This window comes from Rhizobium sp. ZW T2_16, assembly GCF_044987325.1.
GTDB lineage: Bacteria > Pseudomonadota > Alphaproteobacteria > Rhizobiales > Rhizobiaceae > Neorhizobium > Neorhizobium cellulosilyticum.
Genome location: NZ_JBJDRG010000042.1, coordinates 1 through 16,800, shown reverse-complemented (window position 1 = coordinate 16,800; position 16,800 = coordinate 1). Strand labels below are relative to the sequence as shown.

The window sequence follows — 16,800 nt, the reverse complement described above, 5'->3', positions numbered from 1 at the left end:
TGCCGGCTGTCGAGCACTGGTCCCACAAGGGTCTCAACAATCGAGCGGAAAATTCTCATCTGCCGCTCCGGAAACGGGAACGCACGATGCAGGGTTTCCGATCAGCCGGCAGCTTGCAGCGGTTCATCTCGATCTTCTCGGCGCTCCGAAATCTCTTCGTCACCCCGCATCACAAACGATCCGCCCTGGCCACGCATATTCACCGCACCCGCGCAATACCGCATTGGAAAGCCGTGACGGGCGCGATTGCCTGATCTCGGAGAGCCGCAGGCGTAGTACGATCACCGCTCGATAACGTGACAACTCCCTCGGTTACCTTCGGGAGCTTCGACGAAATCCGCATGAAAGCATGCGGCCACAGTACTTGACGTTCCTGGAGACTGCGAACAATCTTGTTTTGCCCCCTACATTGTAAATGCGCCCTGCAATCTGGACATTCCGGACAATCTGTACTATCTATCGTCGCAGATGATAGGAGCAGCAACATGGTTACGTCCGTCAGAAAATCGTCAGCAACCTCCCTGTCGGGGTTGAACCCGGCGGCCATCGCCGATGTCGTCGAGGTCCTCGCCCGTCATAATCCACGTCTTTCCAAGACGGCGCTTGCCGCAACGGGGCGTGTCGTCGCCGCAGTCACCGCAGCAACCGCACGTCTTGCCGCCGACCAGCAACGCCGGCTCGTTGCCGACGAACGCGAGCTGGCGCAAGCCGTCGAGGTCGCGGTCGCTGGCCTCGTCGCGGAAGCGGACGTCCGCCTCACGCCGCTTCCAGTTGGCAAGTCCATCGAGGTCAGTCAAGGCGCCGGTCTTCCCGCGCCCATCGATCTGGATGAAGGCAGGCGCAGACTTGCAGCTTTTGCAGAGCCGACGCGTCTCGAGGACTGGGCCGGCCCTGTCGCGGGACCGGCCGAGATCGAAAAGACATTTGGCACGAAACGGTCGACCCTGCACGACTGGCAGAGGCGTGGCGCGGTGATTGGCCTGCTGAAGGGCGAACGCAAGCATGTCTTTCCATTGGCGCAGTTCGTCGATGGGCGCCCTGTAGAGGGCATGGCTCAGGTGACGCGGATCATCGCCAATCCTCGTGTCGCATGGCAGTGGTTGATCCGGACAAAGCCTGATATCGGCGGCTCGCCGCTGGATCTCATGAAAATTGGCCGTCTGGACGAGGTCCTTGCTGCGGCCGAGCGTGATTTCGGCTGACACTGTGAAGCTCGATCCCAAAACAGTTGCCGATCTCGCGCTGGCGTTTCGGCCGAATGCCTGGCTGCGCGTTTTGCCACGTAACCACATGGCGACGCCACTCGGCATGGGCTTTGGCAACAGCCGCTTTTCCAGCCCTCGCAGGCGATTTCGCCTGGCCTACATCGCACAGGATCTGCCCACGGCGATTGCGGAAACGATCGTGCGTGACCGTTTCGAGGGCAGCGCTGACCGGGCGCTTGATGAAACAGAGTTCGAAGACTGGGCGATTGCCGAGGTTTCCGCGATCGATCCCTTGACGGTCCTCGATCTGAGAACCACCGGTCTCCTCAAGCTCGGCGTCAGTACCGATGCTGCCCGTGCGAAAGCCCACAGCGATGGGCAGGCGCTGAGCGAGGCTGTCTATGGTAACTTCGATGCCGACGGGTTATTATACGCATCGCGGTTGACAGGCGCCCATTGCCTTGCGGTCTACGACCGTGCGGTGACGCGCAACCTTGCGGCGACGCCGGCAATCGAGCTTCTTCGACACCCAGACCTCGTTCCCGCGTTGAAGGAAATCGGTGTCTCGGTCCGGAGCGCCCGCTCTCCATGACAGGCGTTCGGCCGATGCGCTCATGGCCACGACAGGGATCCGTGGACACCCGCCATCGACCGAAGGGGCGGGATCAATCAGCTGCGATTGAGCGCAAGTCAGATTCTGCTGATCGCAAATTCTGAACCGGACAGCGCGGCTTGTGCGGTCCGGTGTCAGCGGACGCGATCTTGCGTCGGGCGGGTACGAAACAATGTTGCTGCGACTGGCCCCCTGCGTCCTGCCAACAACGGATCATTTTTGGCGAACAAGAACAAACATGGATGACATCTGCCCGATTGGAAACCGGAATCCGTCATCGAGACAGAGAGTCCGACGACATTTCCAGGACTTGCCGCATTGGATCGGCAAATTCCCAAACTATTGATGTAGCCATTGGTGCCATCCATTCGGGCATAGGAAGTGGGCGCGGCCAACGCGGCCTCGTTTTGACATGTCTGATCGAAGAGCGGCTGCGCCTCGATCGTTCTCCCGCAACGGCATCGCCAACTTTCTTCCCCTGCGAACTGCGTTCGCGTTCCTTGCGGTCCGAGAAAGCCATCTCCCGCCGCCCTCCATTGTATTCCGGTCCCTTAGGGACGCGGTGCGATCGTCCCCGATCAATTCGACAGTCATCGAGGACGCGATGGTCGCGGCCCGATCAACCCGAAAGGATCACGACAATGGCAGTCATCGGCGAGTGCACCACCAACGGCAACACAATCACTGGGAACTTCCGCACCCTCACCGTCTCCCTGAAGGCCCGCCTGAACTCGATCGAGCGTACCTCGCTCGACGCTCCCGACTTCCGCATCACCGCCGGCCCCGGCGTTGAAATCGGCGCAGGCTGGAGCCAAGTTTCCGGCGACGGAGAGCCCTACATCTGGATATGGGCATCCCTTTCCACGGCACGATCCAGATTTCGGATGCTCCCCTAAGACGTGCTCTTTCGGAAGTAAGGCTTTAGGCCCGCACGCAATCCTTGGGTTCCGCATTGCTTGTGAGTAAAACGATCGGAAACCTGACATCGAATCCCGTAAGGAAACCATGTCAGGTTATTCACGGTCATAATCCTATTCGGCAGCACTCAGCGCCTGCATCACCATATGGCTGTCGACATATTGGACCATGGTGGCGATCTTGCCGTTTCGGACCTCGTAGAGATGGGCAAAGTGCGCCGTCATCGACTTGCCGGTCGCTTTGTAGGTTCCAGAGTAAACGCCGAAAGCCGCGACGCGATCGCCATCCTCCATGAACGTGTGGACCTTGGCACTGTAGCCGATCCACTCCGTGCCGAGCCTGTGGAAGACCCCAGCGACAATGGCGTCCGGGCCCACATAGGTGCCGGCATATGGAAAGCCTTCGGCTTCCGTCCATGTCGCATCGGGTGCCAGGGCCGCAGCTAAGTTGCGGCCGTTGTCTTCCGATGAGCCTTCATAGGTGGCCCTGACAAGATCGAGATTGGCGCCCATGGCGATCAGCCCCACTTCATTTCGCCGGTGGCGACCTTGGAGCCGATGTCAAGGGCGACACCCATGCCAAGGCCCGGGAAGCGCGCTTCCATCGCGACCTTGAGCGAGGCGGAGTCCTTATGCTTGGCCAGTTCTTCGTCGAATGCCTTCAGGTAGGCAATGGTATGCTCGACGCCTGAAAGATCGGTCTTGGCGTCGGGCACCATGTGTCCAGCCACGACAACAGCCGGCTTGCGCGCCGCGATCTTTTCGAGATTTGCGACCCAAGCGGCCCTCAGTTCGGCACTGTTGGTGTCCGCCGTCCAGACGTGCACGCCGTTGAAGATCATCACGCCGCCGAACACGGCATTCAGGGATGGAACGAACAGATAACGCCGGTTGGCGAGGCCTTCTGCTTCGACGATTTCGATCGCTTCGCCGTCAACGGTCAGTGTCTTTTCATCAAAGACTTCCGGCATCACAACGTCGGCCAACGCCTGCGGGCCATTTTCCTTGAGCTGCGGTCCCCAAACGGCGAGCTTCTTCTCAACGCTGGCCTTGATTGCATCGACCGTGGCCGAGGCAGCGATCACCTTAGCGTCGGGGAAAGCAGCCTTGATCGGACCGAGGCTGAAGTAATAATCCGGGTCGGATTGGCTGATATAGATGGTGGTCAGTGTCTTGCCCGTTGCCTTGATCGCCTCGGCCACGGCCTTGCCATCGGGAAGCGTGAAGCCGCCGTCGATCAGCACGGCTTCCGTGGCGCCGGAGATTAGAACAGGTGCGCGGAAGAAGCCATTCTGCCCAGCGGGGAAATGTTTCCAGGTGAGGCTTCCGGCGGCGTGGCCGAGATTAGCGGGGGCGAATACGGCGGTGACGCCAGCGGCGATTGTGGTTTTCATGATGGTTCTCCTCGTGAACATGATTGCCTCCTGGTTTAAGGTTTTGGGAAAGGATGTTGGATCATCCGCCTCGTCTCATGGCTGCAGACCCTTCGCTCCAGCATTGGCAACCGCGCCATCGTCGGCAGGCATGCCAGCGCTGGCACCAATGGCGCCGATGACCTGGTTATCGACAATGATCGGCACACCTCCTTCGACGGGGAAGGCACCTGGCGCCGCAAGCAGGTTGTTTTGGTTTCGATTGAGGATCATGTCCTCGATCGTGTTGGTCGGCGTCTTGATGCCGTTGGCCGCCCTGGCCTTGCCGATCGCGGCATCGATCGTGCCAGTGCCGGCCTGATCCGAGCGTTCCAGGTAGGCAAGGGTTGCTGCCGGAATCGACGACCGCGGCGGCTGTAGCCTGTTTGGCACGCTTAAGTGTGATCGGCGCGCCATAGGGCGGCATGCTCTGGACAAAGGCTGTGGCCGGGGCAGACGTCCAGAGCATCGACACGCCAAGAGGGACATGGGTCATTCGTTCCATCGTCCTGATCGTTTCCTCCCTCAGGTTTGGTTCTGGCGGATATTGAGGGGCCGGGAGCTGCCGATTGCGGAAAGCCTGGCAACAAGGTCGGCGGCACTGCCGAACATTTCATGTGCCTTGACCAGAGCGCGACGCTGTCCGTCATCGACAATCAGCGCTGGCACGCCACCGGCCTCGAACTCCCGCATGAGCAACCGGGCCCGCTCGATGCGCTTGCGATTTGCCGCGAGCAGTTCCGCATCCGGTGTTGCAAGGCGGTCCGAAGCGGCCTTAAGGCCGGCATGCTCCAGAATTGCGCGCAGCTCCGGCAGATCGGTAATGTTGAGACCGGAAACATAACGCGCTTCTTGAATGAGCTTGAGCGCATCGATTTCGCGAGAAGGCTCTGTCAGAGAAACGGCTGTGACTGCCAGCGTCGCTGGGCCAGAGTCCAGCATTCCACCGCCGCCGAGCACCTGCACGTGATAATCTTCGGTGAACCGCTGCCCCGTTAAGCTCGCGATGCGAACATCGTTGGACCAGGCAAAGGCGGCAAATTGTTCATCCACCGGCCGCGTGCCCGTCCCCGAGAACAGTCCCGTCGGCGCCAGTGTGACGATGAGGTTTGGAAGCGCAGCGAGTTGTGCCAGCAAGGGCGACGCGCCATAGCACCAACCGCAGAGGGGATCAAATAAGTAGGTAATGTGGGCCTTGTCGCTCATGTCTTGCTCCTTATGAAGTTATAGATTGCATGAGAGGATTGAAGCGAGAAGTCCGTCGAACACGAATGAATGTATGCTAAAAGCAAACAATCAATAGGGAGCGTGTGCGTGCAGGAATCGACCAATCTCAATCGGCTGGCCTATTTCGTCGCTGTCGTCGATGCGGGTTCGTTTACGCGCGCAGCCGAATATCTCGGCATCACCAAGGCTGTCGTCAGCCAGCAGGTGGCAAAACTTGAAGAAGAAGTCGGCACCACGCTATTGATGCGCACGACACGACGTCTCCAGCCGACCGAGGCGGGGCGAATGTTTCACCTTCGCTGCGTCTTTGTCTTGCGCGAGGCCGAGGATGCCTTGAGAGAATTGGCTCAAGCCCGGACAGAGCCAAAGGGTCTGCTGAGGATCACGGCACCCTACGACTATGGCACCTCGGTGGTCGTTCCCCTGATGACCGCCTTCACTGCCCGCTATGCGGAATGCAAGGTCGAGTTGAGCCTCAGCGACAGAATGGTCGATCTTGTCGCTGACAATATGGATCTTGCCATTCGCGTCGGCTGGCTGGCTGATTCAAGCTTGCAGGCACGTCGGATCGGCACGTTTCGCCAATATTTGGTAAGCCCGCCCCATCTCGCGAGCAAGGTCGCCGAACTTAATGGACCGAGCGATTTGCCATCGCTTCCCTTCGTCGCCAACAATGCGCTCAAAGAACCCTTGGAATGGACGTTTACCCGCAAGGAAAGAGGCGAGACGCGCACCGTGCGTTTCAGGTCCGACATCGCGATAAACACAACGCCAGCGGTCATGGAGGCAGTGAGGCAAGGCGGCGGGCTGTCGGTCCTGCCGGATTTTCTGGCGGCCAATGACATAGCGAGCGGACGCCTGGTTCATGTCCTGCCGGACTGGCATCTGCCCTCAGGCGGTGTCTACACGGTATACCCGGCAGCCCGCTTCAGACCGCCCAAAGTCTCAGCATTCGTGGATATGTTGACCGCAAGACTGAAGGGATAAGGATGTTCTACTGATGGACGCATTCGCCGGTTTGGAGGTCAACACCCGCGCCATCCAATCGCAAGCGGTTTGAAATCCTGATGCCCAGGCTCTGCATGGCGGCCACGGGCGATTCGAGGGGAAGAACAACTTCGCCTTGATTGGATATGAACCGTCAACCCGTAAATATCTCAATGGCTTGTCTCGTCGTCCAACTGCAAAGACGAAACAATCCCTGTCAGCAACGCGAGCGCCATCATGCGGGCCGCATAGGCCGTCGACTTGGCCTCGTCCCTCGGCAGAAAATAATAGCGCCCTTCCCGGCACGCCCGCAGGTAGCGGCAATAGCCGGGCAGCATGTTTTCCAGCCTCGTCTTCGCATCCTTCGCGGTCTCGTTACGGTCGTTGCGATAGGTGTCGAAGACGATGTCCGCATCGAATTCGGGCAGCGCTTCAGGGCTGAAGAGCGCACCGGAATTTTCCGCAATCGTCTTTGTCAGCGCGGGAGTGTCAAAACCCGCATCCCGTGCAACAAGGCCTATACTGCCATAGCTCCGCTCGACGCTGAGTTTGCGATCGCCGGTCGCGGAAATGACGGAGACTACCGGGGGCTTGTCGCCGGCCATCAGCCGCAGCTGGGCGATCTGGGCGTTGTAGCGGCGTTTGAGAAGATCGAGGGCCGCCTGCCGTCCGGTCAGGTCGGCAAGGATGTCGTAGATGTCGTCCGGTCCACGCGCGATGTCGTTGATGACCACGGTCGGCGCGATCGCCTGCAATTGTTCCGGCGGGGTGGGGCGGCCCTTAAAGACCAGGATCAGATCCGGCTTCAGCGCCGCGATGGCCTCGACATCGACCGGCTGCATGCCGAGAAAGGTCATGCCGGTATTGTCGAAATCCTGGCCAGTCAGCGTCATGCCGGAGCGGAGAAAGTGATGGCCACCGCGTCCCAGTCGGCCCTGGCTTGCAATCGGCACGACGCCGAGTTCGAGCAGTGGCACGGTAAGGTCCGCATCGTCCAGCGAGACGATGCGCTGCGGCCGGTCAACGATCTCTACGCGGCGTCCGGCGTCATCGATGATTTCGCGGGCAGAGGCGGTGGGGATCACAAATGGCATGCCGAGCGTCAGCCAGGCTGTCAGTGCGAGGAGTGCAAAACCGGGTCTCGTCAAAGCGCATCCCTTCTCTGCCACATCAGAAACAGGAAAAACGGCAGTCCCAGGACAGCCAGCAATACGCCGGCCGGGATCTGGACCGGGGCGAAAATCGTGCGGCCGACCGTATCGGCCAGAAGCACGAGAAGGCTGCCGAAGGCCGCACTGCCAAACAGGAGCGGCATCTGCGCCGAGCCGAAGGAAAGCCGGGCAAGATGGGGCGCGACAAGCCCGACAAAGCCGAGCGCCCCGACCACGGATGCGCAGGCGCAGGTCAAAAGCACCGAACCCGAAAGCCTTGCGGCATTGAGGAGGCGAGAACGGACGCCGAGACCGGTCGCAGCCATGTCTCCCAACATGGCTGCATCGGCAGATCGGGTCGTGGTGAGAAGCAGGGCAAACCCCAGCAGCGTCGAGGGCAGCATCAGTTGAAGATCGAGCCAGGAGGCCGCATGAAGGCTGCCGCCCAGCCAGATCATCGCGGTCTGCACGTCGCTGATCCGCGCCATGGTCATGAACAGCGCGATGCAGGAGGAGAGCAGCCATGAAACTCCGATCCCGATCAGGACGAAATGCAGTCCGGAAAGCGAACGGGCTATGGCGATCACCACAGCCGCGACCGTCGCGCCACCCGCCAGCCCAAGCACCGGCCGCCATGACGGCGACAGTTGCGGCAGGAATATCAAAGCCGCAACCACGGCGACGACCGTGCCTTCCTTGACGCCGATCAGGCCCGGATCGGCCAGACCGTTGCGCGTCGCCGACTGCATAGCCGCGCCGGCAGCACCAAGTGCCGCGCCGCAGATCACGGCGAGAAGAATGCGCGGCAAACGCAAATTGCCAATGACGAAAGAGGCAACATCGTCCCGCAGCGAGCCGGAAAGCCAGGAAAATAGGCTTTCCATCGACACCGAAAGGCTGCCGATCACCATCGCCGCAAAGGCCCCTGCGGCAAGCACGACGAATGCAACAATCATGCAGGCCAGGACAAGTGGCCGGTAGAGAAGGAAGGTAGACCGCCCGCCCACGCGGCGATATCCCGCCCTCCTGTAGCCGGCATCCGCATATCCGGTCTTGGTTTTGTGCCCACTCATCGGAAATACCGCGCGACGATGAGGATGAAGAAGAATGCGCCGACGGCGCCGGTGATCACGCCGGTGGCGATTTCGGCCGGCGCGATCAGCAGGCGTGCGAGAATATCAGCGATGAGAAGCAGGATCGGGCCGCCGATGAGGCAGGCGGCAAATTGCAGCCGCAGTCCCTTGCCGATCACGCGGCGCACGAGATGCGGCACGATCAGGCCGATGAAGCCGATCGGGCCGGAAAGCGTCACCGCCGCTCCGCAAAGCACGGCCGCAATGGCGACCGCCCCGATCCGCGTTGCCTTCACATTGATGCCGAGCCCGCGCGCCACGTCGTCGCCGAGAGAAAGCACGGCAAGGCGCGGCGCAAGCAGGAAGGCCGCGACAACGGCAAGGCCGATTGCCGTTGCGCAGATAGCGATGTGTGCATCCGCACGCCCTGCAAGATCGCCCGCGAGCCAGAAGCGCAGATCGGCCAATGCCTGATCATCGATCAGAAGCAGTGTCGAGGTGATGGAGGAGGCGAAGGCAGAAACGATCACGCCACTCAATGTCACCTTCAAGGGGGTTGCACCGCCCTGCCCTATGCCCGAAAGCGCCAGCACGACGGCGAAGGTGGTCAAAGCCCCGATCGCTGCGGCCAACGGCCGGAACACACCGGCAGCATCGAGACCGGCGGCGGACATGGCGACCACCGCCAGTGCGGCGCCCGAATTGAGGCCGAGCAATTGTGGTTCGGCCAGCGGATTGCGGATCACCACCTGCATCAGCATCCCGGTAAGCCCCAGAGCGCCACCGACGAGAAGCGCAGCCTCTAGCCGCGGCAGGCGGAAGAGGATGAGCGCCTGATGATCGAAATTATCGGCATCGAACGAACCGAAGGCGGCCAGGATTGTACCGGCGGAAATCGGCCGCGAACCGATTGCCAGCGATATCATGGCGATGAGGATGACGGTGCCAGCGAGAAGCGCCAGCCACAGGATCGCACCCGCTGGCACCCGGCGACGCGCCGCCATGTCGGAAAGGAGGCCGTCAGCCATCCACCCCTCCCTCGCCTGGCAGTCTCGGCACGAAGACCGGCCTTCCGGTTCTCAGATCGTTCAGCACATCGACGGCGATGTCGAACACGGCCTCGATGACGGCTGCCGTGCATATGTCTGACGTCGCGCCGGCCCCATGCACCTTTCCCTGCCGGAAGAAGATCATCTCGTCGGCATGGGCTGCGGCAAGGTTCAGGTCATGGAGCGCGATCACCACGGTGCGGCCATGCTGGCGGCAGAGATCGCGCAGGAGGGCCAGAATTTCCAGCTGATAGCGCAGGTCGAGAGCCGATGTCGGCTCGTCGAGCAGCAGGACCGGCGTTTCCTGCGCCAACGCCATGGCGATCCAGGCGCGTTGCCGCTGCCCGCCGGAAAGGCCACCGACCGGCCGGTCGGCGAAATCCTTGACACCTGTCATGGCCATCGCCGCGTCTATCGCCACAAGATCGGCCTCGCTCCAGAGGCCGAGCAATCCGCTATGGGGGAACCTGCCGCGTGAGACCAATTCGAAAACGGTGATGCCCTCTGGCATGGGAGGGGATTGCGGCAGGATCGCCAGTTTGCGGGCCACCGCCCGTGAGGCCTGCGAGAGGATCGGCTGCCCGTCCAGTTCCACCACCCCGCCGGACGGGGTGATAAACCGGGCGAGTGCCGAAAGCAGCGTCGACTTTCCCGATCCGTTCGGCCCCACCAGTGCGGTCAGCCGTCCGGGCGAAATCGCAGCACTGACCTGCTTCAGGATCTCCGCCTTGCCATAGGAGAAGGTGACGTCCCTCGCCGCGAGACTGACCGTCTGCCTTTGGCTGCCGCTCTGCGGACCGTGCAATACCATCGCCTTAGAAGCTGGAGGAGAGCTTGAAGGTCACGGCGCGGGGAGCACCGTAATAGTTCTGGCGTTCCTCGTAGCCAACCGACTGGTAATATTTCTTGTCGAACACGTTGCCGACCGTCAGGCTCGCCTTGAGGTTCTCGTTGAACCTGTAGCCGGCCTGCAGATCGACAATCGCATAACCGGCCTGGCTGAAGCGGACGCCTTGATCTATCCGATAGACATCGCTGAACACCCGGACGCCGCCGCCCAGGCTCAAGCCCTCAAGCTGGCCCGTGTCGAACGTGTATTTGTTCCAAAGGCGGAACGAATGCCTGGGCGCCCTCGGCTCGAAGACGGCATCGCCATTGTCGGGATCGCTCAGATACTGACTTCTGAGGAAGGTATAGCCGGCGGTCACTTCCCAGGAGGGAAGGACCTCGCCGCTGATATCCACCTCGAAACCACGGCTACGCGCCTTGCCGGATGCAATCGAGAAATCCGGATCGACCGGGTCGGTGACGGCGCGATTGCGGTCCTCGATCTGGAACACTGCGAAACTCGCAATCGCCGCCCCGTCGAACAGTTCCGTCTTCACGCCGGTTTCAAACTGCTTGCCCTCGCGCGGATCTATGACCTGGTTGTCAACCGTCACCGCATCCTGCGGCACGAAGATCGATGCATAGGAGGCGTAGATCGAGGTCGTGTCGGTAATGTCGATGATACCGGCGATATAGGGAGTGAACTTGCCGTCGACGGAAGCCCGCGAGGTTTCCTCATCGGTCTGGCGGTCGACGGATTGCGTATCCCACCAGGAGAGCCGGCCGCCGACGATGATCGTGCCCCAATCGATCGGCTTGATCTGCGCCTGGCCATAGAGCCCGTACTGCCGGTTCTTGACCATATCGAAGCGGTTGAAGTTCCAATCAGGCTCGGGAATGCCGTAGTCGGGATCGAAGATATCAAAGTCGACGGCAGGCCCTCTTGCCCGGTCCATCTCCTCGCGCGCCCGCTGGTAATCCGCGCCGACAAGCACCTTCTGCTCCAGCCCGCCAACTTCGAAAGGAATGGTGACCGAGGTATCGAAATTAAAATTGTCCTCCCGGTCTATGCGATGCTCCGGCAGCAGTTCGGTCAATCCCGTCGCCGGATCGACCGCCGCATTGGCGAAGGCGATCTTGCCGTCACGCTTGCGGTCGAGATAGGTCGTGTTCATGTTCCACACCGCACCGTCGTCGAATTCGTGCTGCAGCTTGGCAAAGACATCGGCGGAGCGTGTCCGGCTATGATCCCAGTCTGAGCCAGCATAGGTGGAGCGCGGCACGTCGAGCAGGGTACCGTCGGCATAGGCGGGCAGGCCACGGGAATTGCGCCCCTCGCCTCCCTGCCAGGTGCCGCCGACCGCCAGCGTCGTGCGATCGGTAATGTCGAATTCCAGTGTCCCGTAGAGAAGCCTGCGATCATAATTGACGAGATCGATGAAGGAATCGCCCTTGTCCCAGACGCCGACCATGCGGCCGCGGACGCCGCCGTCCTCGCTGAGCGGGCCGCTGACGTCGACCTCGCCTCGCCGCCGGTTCCACGAGCCCACCTCGGCATCTGCCTTGATCTGCCGTTCTTCGGTCGGTGTCTTGCGCACGAGATTGATCGTACCACCCGGCTCGCGGGCGCCCTGCAGGATACCGGCGGGTCCCTTCAGCACCTCGACCCGATCATAGATCGCCGTATCGAAGGTCGTCACGTCATTGTTGGCCGACATGGAGCTGCCGTCGACCTGCAGGCTGCTGGCGACAAAACCGCGGAACTGCAGTTCGGTGCGCTCGTTGATATCGTCGTTCTTCACCAGGGTCGCGCCGTTGGTGGCTCCCACCACGTCCTGCACGCTGGTGAGATCCTGGTCTTCGATCTGCTGGCGTGTCACGACAGCGACAGAATTGGGGACTTCACGCAGGCTGCGCGCCATCTTGCCGATCGTCACCGTTTCCGCCCGGTAGGATCCGCTGCCTTCCGTCGTGTCCGAACCGCCCTGGAGAACGATCGGCGCCAGCGCGTTTGCGTCCGCAGTGCCGGCAGTGGATGCCTGGGCTGGATCATAGATCTGGATCGTGCGCCCGTTGCTGAAGCGATAGGAAAGACCGGTACCCGCCAGTGCTGTGGAGAGCGCCTGCTCGGCCGTCATCGATCCGCGCACCGGCCGGCCGGTTGCCGACATGCTGCCATTTTCGCGGAAGACGACCGAAAGGCCGGTGATCCGGCCGATGTCATTGATGGCCTGCGGGACCGGTCTTGCCCGAATATCGAAATCGAACCGGTTGGCAGTGGCCTGCCCCTGCCCGCTCGCTGGCTGCTGCGCCACCGCGATCGAAACGCTGCTAACCGTTGCCAGCAAAATCACCGCCAGCATATTGCGCGCCCCGCGCAATCCACATCCCGCCATGCCTAAACGCCCTCTACACATTGCCCCGAGAACGCGAACCCGGCAGACCCCGGTACCCGCGCTCCTGAAGACTTCACGTGTGGAAGACGCGATCACTGAACCGCGATTGGCGATTTTTCCTGCATAAATCGCGCAAGACATTGATTATGTTGCTTTAAATCACGGACTGACAATCGTTAGGCGTCCGCCAAGACTATGCAGATTGAAGCCGACGCTCGCCTGCAGGGATTGCAGTGCGGCATCGGTATCGTTGAGGGCGAAGCTGCCCGTCACCCTCGCGTCGGCAAGGTCCGAGCCAACGACGAGGATACGGCCCATGCGATAGCGCTCGATCTCCGCCACGACATCGGCAAGCCTCGCCCGATAAAACGCGTAGCGCCCTCCTCGCCATGCAAGCGCATCCTCGATAGCCACGGTCTGGACGTCTGCAACCCCGTTCGGCCCGAACCGTACCTGCTCGCCCGGTTCAAGGATCGTCTCTGAGGGCTGCCCTCCGGCACGGACCGCCACCCGCCCATGCGCGAGGGTGACGGAACCGCCATCATCGACCAACCGGACATCGAAGCCCGTGCCGAGAACGCTGACCGAGCCATCCGCCGCGTCCACCACAAAGGGCACGCTGGAAGGCGTGACATCGAAATACGCCCCTCCGCGCAACAGATGCACGCGCCGTCTGTTGGGCGAAAGCTCCAGGGAAAGCGCACTGTCGGCATCGAGAAGCACCGTCGATCCGTCGTCAAGCGTCACCGTCCGCCGCTCGCCGCGCGAGGTGGCATAGTCGGCACGCAGATCATCGATCAGTCCCGGCCGCTCCAGCCATAGGCCGCCCGCCAGAACGACGGCCCCCAGAAGCACCAACAGGCCGACCTTGCTGGCAGTCTTACGCCCCCGTTTGTTCCTGTCCATCGCCTTGAGATAGACGGAAAGTTCGTCGGCCTCACGCTCGGCCAGACGATGTCCCGGCCCCTCCATGGCCTGCCAGCTCGCCTCTACGTCTCGGTAAGCATCCATATGAGCCGGATCAGCGTTAAGCCATTGGGTGAATTCGACCCTTTGCGCGGCCGTCGTCTCGCCAAGAAGCGTCACGAACCAGGCCTGTGCCTGTTCGGCAGGCTCGGTGCCTTGTCCCCCTCTCGGTTGCCGGTCTCTTGATCTCATCATAGTCCCGAACGCAGCCGCTCGCTCTTCAATCCTCGACGACAGCCACGCAGGCCGCGACTGCGCGCGCCATATGCTTGGCAACTGCCCTTTGCGAAATGCCGAGGGCTCCGGCGATCTCGGAAAAACTCCTACCGTGAATTCGGTTGAGAAGGAAGATATGCCGGGTGCGGATCGGCAAGGCCGCAAGCGCCTCGTCGATCGAATTGAGTGACTGGTTGGCGGCGAGGATATCATGCGGCGATGCTGCCGGCGGCGCATATTGCTCCGGCAGGATCTTGCCGAAGAAATCGATACGGCGCTGGCTGGCGCGAACATGATCGATCGCCGCATTGCGCGCGCAGCGGTTGAGGTAGGCCGCCTCGGTGCCGTCGCGATCCGTCGCTCTCTCCCAGAGGCGGAGGAAGATATCATGCACCAGATCACCGGCCGTCGCCCTGCAACCGACGCGACGGCAGATCTGCCGCTCGAGCCTGCCCCGCTCGGCGAGATACAGGGATGCAATCTGTTCCGACTTTGCGATCATTACTTGCTTGCTGTGTTGCTCGGGATAATATGCCTCATTGCTACGAAAGTCGTAGAACGCTTTCAACCTCAATAACTTAGAGCAGACGGCCATCGCAGCGTCGCAGGCGACAATACCTTCTCGGATTGTCATGTTTTTACAGCATTTTCGGCCCTCGGTTCACCGTGCAGAGCGCTCCAGCACCAATCGCGTGTGTTGCATCTTTTGCGACATTGTTGCAAAAATACGACAATCCTTCACGCCGTCTGGAAGAGACCGAAGACCAGTAGCCAGAGGCCTGACAGAAGCGTCACCACGTCCATCATCACGCGAAAATGGTGGTCGCGGATCCGGGCCACGAGCGGGCGTATGGCGAACGTTCCGAGCATGAGCGCCAATCCGATCGCAGCCCCCCTTGCCAGATCCACCATGGAAATCGCGCCGAATTCATGAAAGCTGACGATCTTCGCCATCTGGACGATCAGCGAGGCCATCGCCTCGGTTGCGATGAAGGCACCGCGCACGAGGCCGAGCGCCAGAAAGGCCGGCACGCTAAGCGGCCCGGTGGAGAGGAATAGTCCCGTCAAGAAGCCGATCACAGCACCCACAACGGCCATCTGCACCAGATTGATGGAAACGATGGCCTTCATCACCAGCCGGCGCAGCGGCACCACAGCCATGATGAAGAGGCCAAGCAGCACTTCCGGCCATCCGCGCGGCATGTGAACCAGCGTGTAGGCGCCGAATACCGCGGCTGGGATGCCCGGCAGTGAATAGGCCATCACCGCCTTCCAAGCGATCGAACGCCGCCACGCAAGCGCCCGCGACAAATTGGCCATGAAGCCGGCGACGGCCATGATCGGGATGGCCTCCACGGCGCCGAACATCGGCACCAGCAGTGGCAGAAGCAGCAGGCTCGCACCGGTTCCGATCACACCGCTCAGCGCACCGGCGCCTAGTGCTGTGACAAGCAGCAAGATCCACTGTTCCAAAATCGGTCCTCACGCGCATGGCCCGATGTCAGTTCGGGAAGGCTTTTATTCAAGTCGGCGATCGCCTCGCAGGTGAGGCGTGAGACGGGCCGGCACCGATCAGGAAAACCAGCTTGGCCGTTTCCTCGAGTTCCTCATAGGCGTGGACTGCGTCCTGCTGGGATTACCGGAAACGATCGGGCCGTGATTGGCAAGCGGGATTGCCTTGTGTCCACCGGTAATCTGGCGAACGGCATCCGCAAGCTTGCGGTCCTCCGGCCGGAAATAGGGAAGAAGCGGCAATCGCCCGATCCGCATGATCTGATAGGCGGTGAGCCGGAAGCACATCGGAAGTGTCCTCATGGCAGAGGCAGGACAGGGCAACCGCATGGGTGGAGTGAAGGTGAACGATTGCGCCTGCCTCGGGCCGTTCCTAATAGACCGCCAGATGGAAGAAGGCCTCCTTCGACGGCGGATCGCCGGCGAGATGGATGCCTTCGGCGGCATCTGGCTGATAAGATAGCTCATCAAGTCCGTCGTGTTACCGACTATGTGGAAGGAGACCGGTTTTTCATACCTTGAAAGCGGTAGGGCGAATTAAGCTTTTGCAAGGATCCGAACCGCTGACCCCGCAATCAGGTTGAGGTGCAGCGGCACGTGTTGTATTCAAAATCAATAGGGTAAGAGATTCAAAGCACCGATCGTAGGAAGTCTGCCGTCTCGGAACGCTGCGGGCTATCGAATATTTGCTCGGGGGTCCCAAGCTCATGAATGAGCCCTTCGCGGAAAAATGCGACCCGATCGGAGACCTCGCAGGCAAACCGCATTTCGTGCGTCACCACGATCATGGTCATGCCTTCCTGCGACAGCATGCGCAGGGTGTCCAAGACTTCGCCGACCAGCTGCGGGTCGAGCGCGGAGGTCACTTCGTCGAACAGCATATAGTCCGGCGACATCGCGAGCGCGCGGGCGATTGCCATTCTCTGCTGCTGCCCACCGGACAGGCGCGACGGGAAGGCTTTCAGCTTTTCACCGAGCCCGACATGCTTGAGCTGTTCAACCGCAATCGCCTCAGCTTCCGCCTTCGATTTGCCGAGCACTTTCCTGGGCGCCAGCATCACGTTCTCAAGGACCGTCAGATGCGGGAATGCGTTCCATTGGGTTCTTCCACAATTTCTGTGATTCAGCGGCATCATTCTCGCACTCATCAGTTCCGGGCCGGCGCGACCGTACATTGCTCGCTTCAGTACCTTGAGGCGGTTGATCTGACCTTCGGCTTGACCGTTGCTCCAGGGGAGTTCGATTGCA

The 16,800-nt window shown here is 61.1% G+C and carries 19 protein-coding genes; 5 read left to right on the top strand and 14 right to left on the bottom strand.

Features of this window, described 5'->3' with window-relative positions; genetic code table 11:
• From ACI3K0_RS30150 to ACI3K0_RS30135, 4 genes are all read left to right on the top strand, one after another.
• Window positions 1–254: DDE-type integrase/transposase/recombinase (locus ACI3K0_RS30150; RefSeq protein ID WP_404946938.1), on the top strand; the 254-nt coding region annotated here is incomplete at its 5' end.
• 231 nt (window positions 255–485) lie between these two features.
• Window positions 486–1,202 (top strand): hypothetical protein, encoded by a 717-nt coding sequence (locus tag ACI3K0_RS30145; protein ID WP_183687575.1) that lies wholly within the window; start codon window positions 486–488, stop codon window positions 1,200–1,202.
• A complete protein-coding gene (locus tag ACI3K0_RS30140) occupies window positions 1,174–1,797 on the top strand; it encodes an RES family NAD+ phosphorylase (RefSeq protein WP_183687577.1) in 624 nt (207 codons plus the stop codon). Before ACI3K0_RS30145 ends, ACI3K0_RS30140 begins: the two co-directional genes overlap by 29 nt.
• Window positions 1,798–2,459: 662 nt before the next feature.
• Window positions 2,460–2,714, top strand: coding sequence for a DUF736 family protein (locus tag ACI3K0_RS30135; protein ID WP_404946937.1), 255 nt, complete (start codon window positions 2,460–2,462; stop codon window positions 2,712–2,714).
• 135 nt (window positions 2,715–2,849) lie between these two features.
• Here ACI3K0_RS30135 and ACI3K0_RS30130 read toward each other — a convergent pair whose 3' ends face one another.
• From ACI3K0_RS30130 to ACI3K0_RS30115, 4 genes are all read right to left on the bottom strand, one after another.
• A complete protein-coding gene (locus ACI3K0_RS30130; RefSeq protein ID WP_206829423.1) occupies window positions 2,850–3,248 on the bottom strand; it encodes a nuclear transport factor 2 family protein in 399 nt (132 codons plus the stop codon).
• A gap of 5 nt (window positions 3,249–3,253) precedes the next feature.
• Window positions 3,254–4,150, bottom strand: coding sequence for an MBL fold metallo-hydrolase (locus ACI3K0_RS30125; protein WP_404946936.1), 897 nt, complete (start codon window positions 4,148–4,150; stop codon window positions 3,254–3,256).
• Between the two features lie 54 nt (window positions 4,151–4,204).
• Window positions 4,205–4,540, bottom strand: a complete 336-nt coding sequence (locus tag ACI3K0_RS30120; RefSeq protein ID WP_404946935.1) for a heme-binding protein — start codon at window positions 4,538–4,540, stop codon at window positions 4,205–4,207.
• A 132-nt stretch (window positions 4,541–4,672) separates the two neighbouring features.
• Complete coding sequence (locus ACI3K0_RS30115) at window positions 4,673–5,353, bottom strand: DsbA family protein (protein WP_404946934.1); 681 nt, start codon at window positions 5,351–5,353, stop codon at window positions 4,673–4,675.
• Between the two features lie 108 nt (window positions 5,354–5,461).
• Between ACI3K0_RS30115 and ACI3K0_RS30110 the strand changes: the two genes are divergently transcribed.
• Window positions 5,462–6,361, top strand: coding sequence for a LysR family transcriptional regulator (locus ACI3K0_RS30110; protein WP_132279306.1), 900 nt, complete (start codon window positions 5,462–5,464; stop codon window positions 6,359–6,361).
• A gap of 170 nt (window positions 6,362–6,531) precedes the next feature.
• On the opposite strand, the gene ACI3K0_RS30105 is transcribed toward ACI3K0_RS30110, so the two are convergent.
• The 10 genes from ACI3K0_RS30105 to ACI3K0_RS30060 all read right to left on the bottom strand — a co-directional run.
• On the bottom strand, window positions 6,532–7,509 hold the full coding sequence (locus tag ACI3K0_RS30105; protein WP_404946933.1) for an ABC transporter substrate-binding protein: 978 nt from the start codon (window positions 7,507–7,509) through the stop codon (window positions 6,532–6,534).
• Complete coding sequence (locus ACI3K0_RS30100) at window positions 7,506–8,585, bottom strand: FecCD family ABC transporter permease (RefSeq protein WP_404946932.1); 1,080 nt, start codon at window positions 8,583–8,585, stop codon at window positions 7,506–7,508. The genes ACI3K0_RS30105 and ACI3K0_RS30100 overlap by 4 nt, the downstream gene beginning before the upstream one ends.
• The gene (locus ACI3K0_RS30095) at window positions 8,582–9,613 is read right to left on the bottom strand and encodes a FecCD family ABC transporter permease (RefSeq protein WP_404946931.1); all 1,032 of its coding nucleotides are present in this window, start codon (window positions 9,611–9,613) and stop codon (window positions 8,582–8,584) included. Before ACI3K0_RS30095 ends, ACI3K0_RS30100 begins: the two co-directional genes overlap by 4 nt.
• Window positions 9,606–10,439, bottom strand: a complete 834-nt coding sequence (locus tag ACI3K0_RS30090) for an ABC transporter ATP-binding protein (protein WP_404946930.1) — start codon at window positions 10,437–10,439, stop codon at window positions 9,606–9,608. Before ACI3K0_RS30090 ends, ACI3K0_RS30095 begins: the two co-directional genes overlap by 8 nt.
• A gap of 10 nt (window positions 10,440–10,449) precedes the next feature.
• The gene (locus ACI3K0_RS30085) at window positions 10,450–12,825 is read right to left on the bottom strand and encodes a TonB-dependent siderophore receptor (RefSeq protein ID WP_404946929.1); all 2,376 of its coding nucleotides are present in this window, start codon (window positions 12,823–12,825) and stop codon (window positions 10,450–10,452) included.
• Between the two features lie 192 nt (window positions 12,826–13,017).
• Entirely contained in the window at window positions 13,018–14,016 is a 999-nt protein-coding gene (locus tag ACI3K0_RS30080) for a FecR family protein (RefSeq protein ID WP_404946928.1), read from the bottom strand.
• A gap of 28 nt (window positions 14,017–14,044) precedes the next feature.
• A complete protein-coding gene (locus tag ACI3K0_RS30075; RefSeq protein WP_404946927.1) occupies window positions 14,045–14,542 on the bottom strand; it encodes an RNA polymerase sigma factor in 498 nt (165 codons plus the stop codon).
• Between the two features lie 236 nt (window positions 14,543–14,778).
• Window positions 14,779–15,498: a sulfite exporter TauE/SafE family protein gene (locus ACI3K0_RS30070; RefSeq protein ID WP_404946926.1), complete on the bottom strand. Its 720-nt coding sequence runs from the start codon at window positions 15,496–15,498 to the stop codon at window positions 14,779–14,781.
• A 114-nt stretch (window positions 15,499–15,612) separates the two neighbouring features.
• Entirely contained in the window at window positions 15,613–15,840 is a 228-nt protein-coding gene (locus ACI3K0_RS30065; RefSeq protein ID WP_404946925.1) for a class II aldolase/adducin family protein, read from the bottom strand.
• A gap of 341 nt (window positions 15,841–16,181) precedes the next feature.
• Window positions 16,182–16,800: ATP-binding cassette domain-containing protein (locus ACI3K0_RS30060; RefSeq protein ID WP_404946924.1), on the bottom strand; the 619-nt coding region annotated here is incomplete at its 5' end.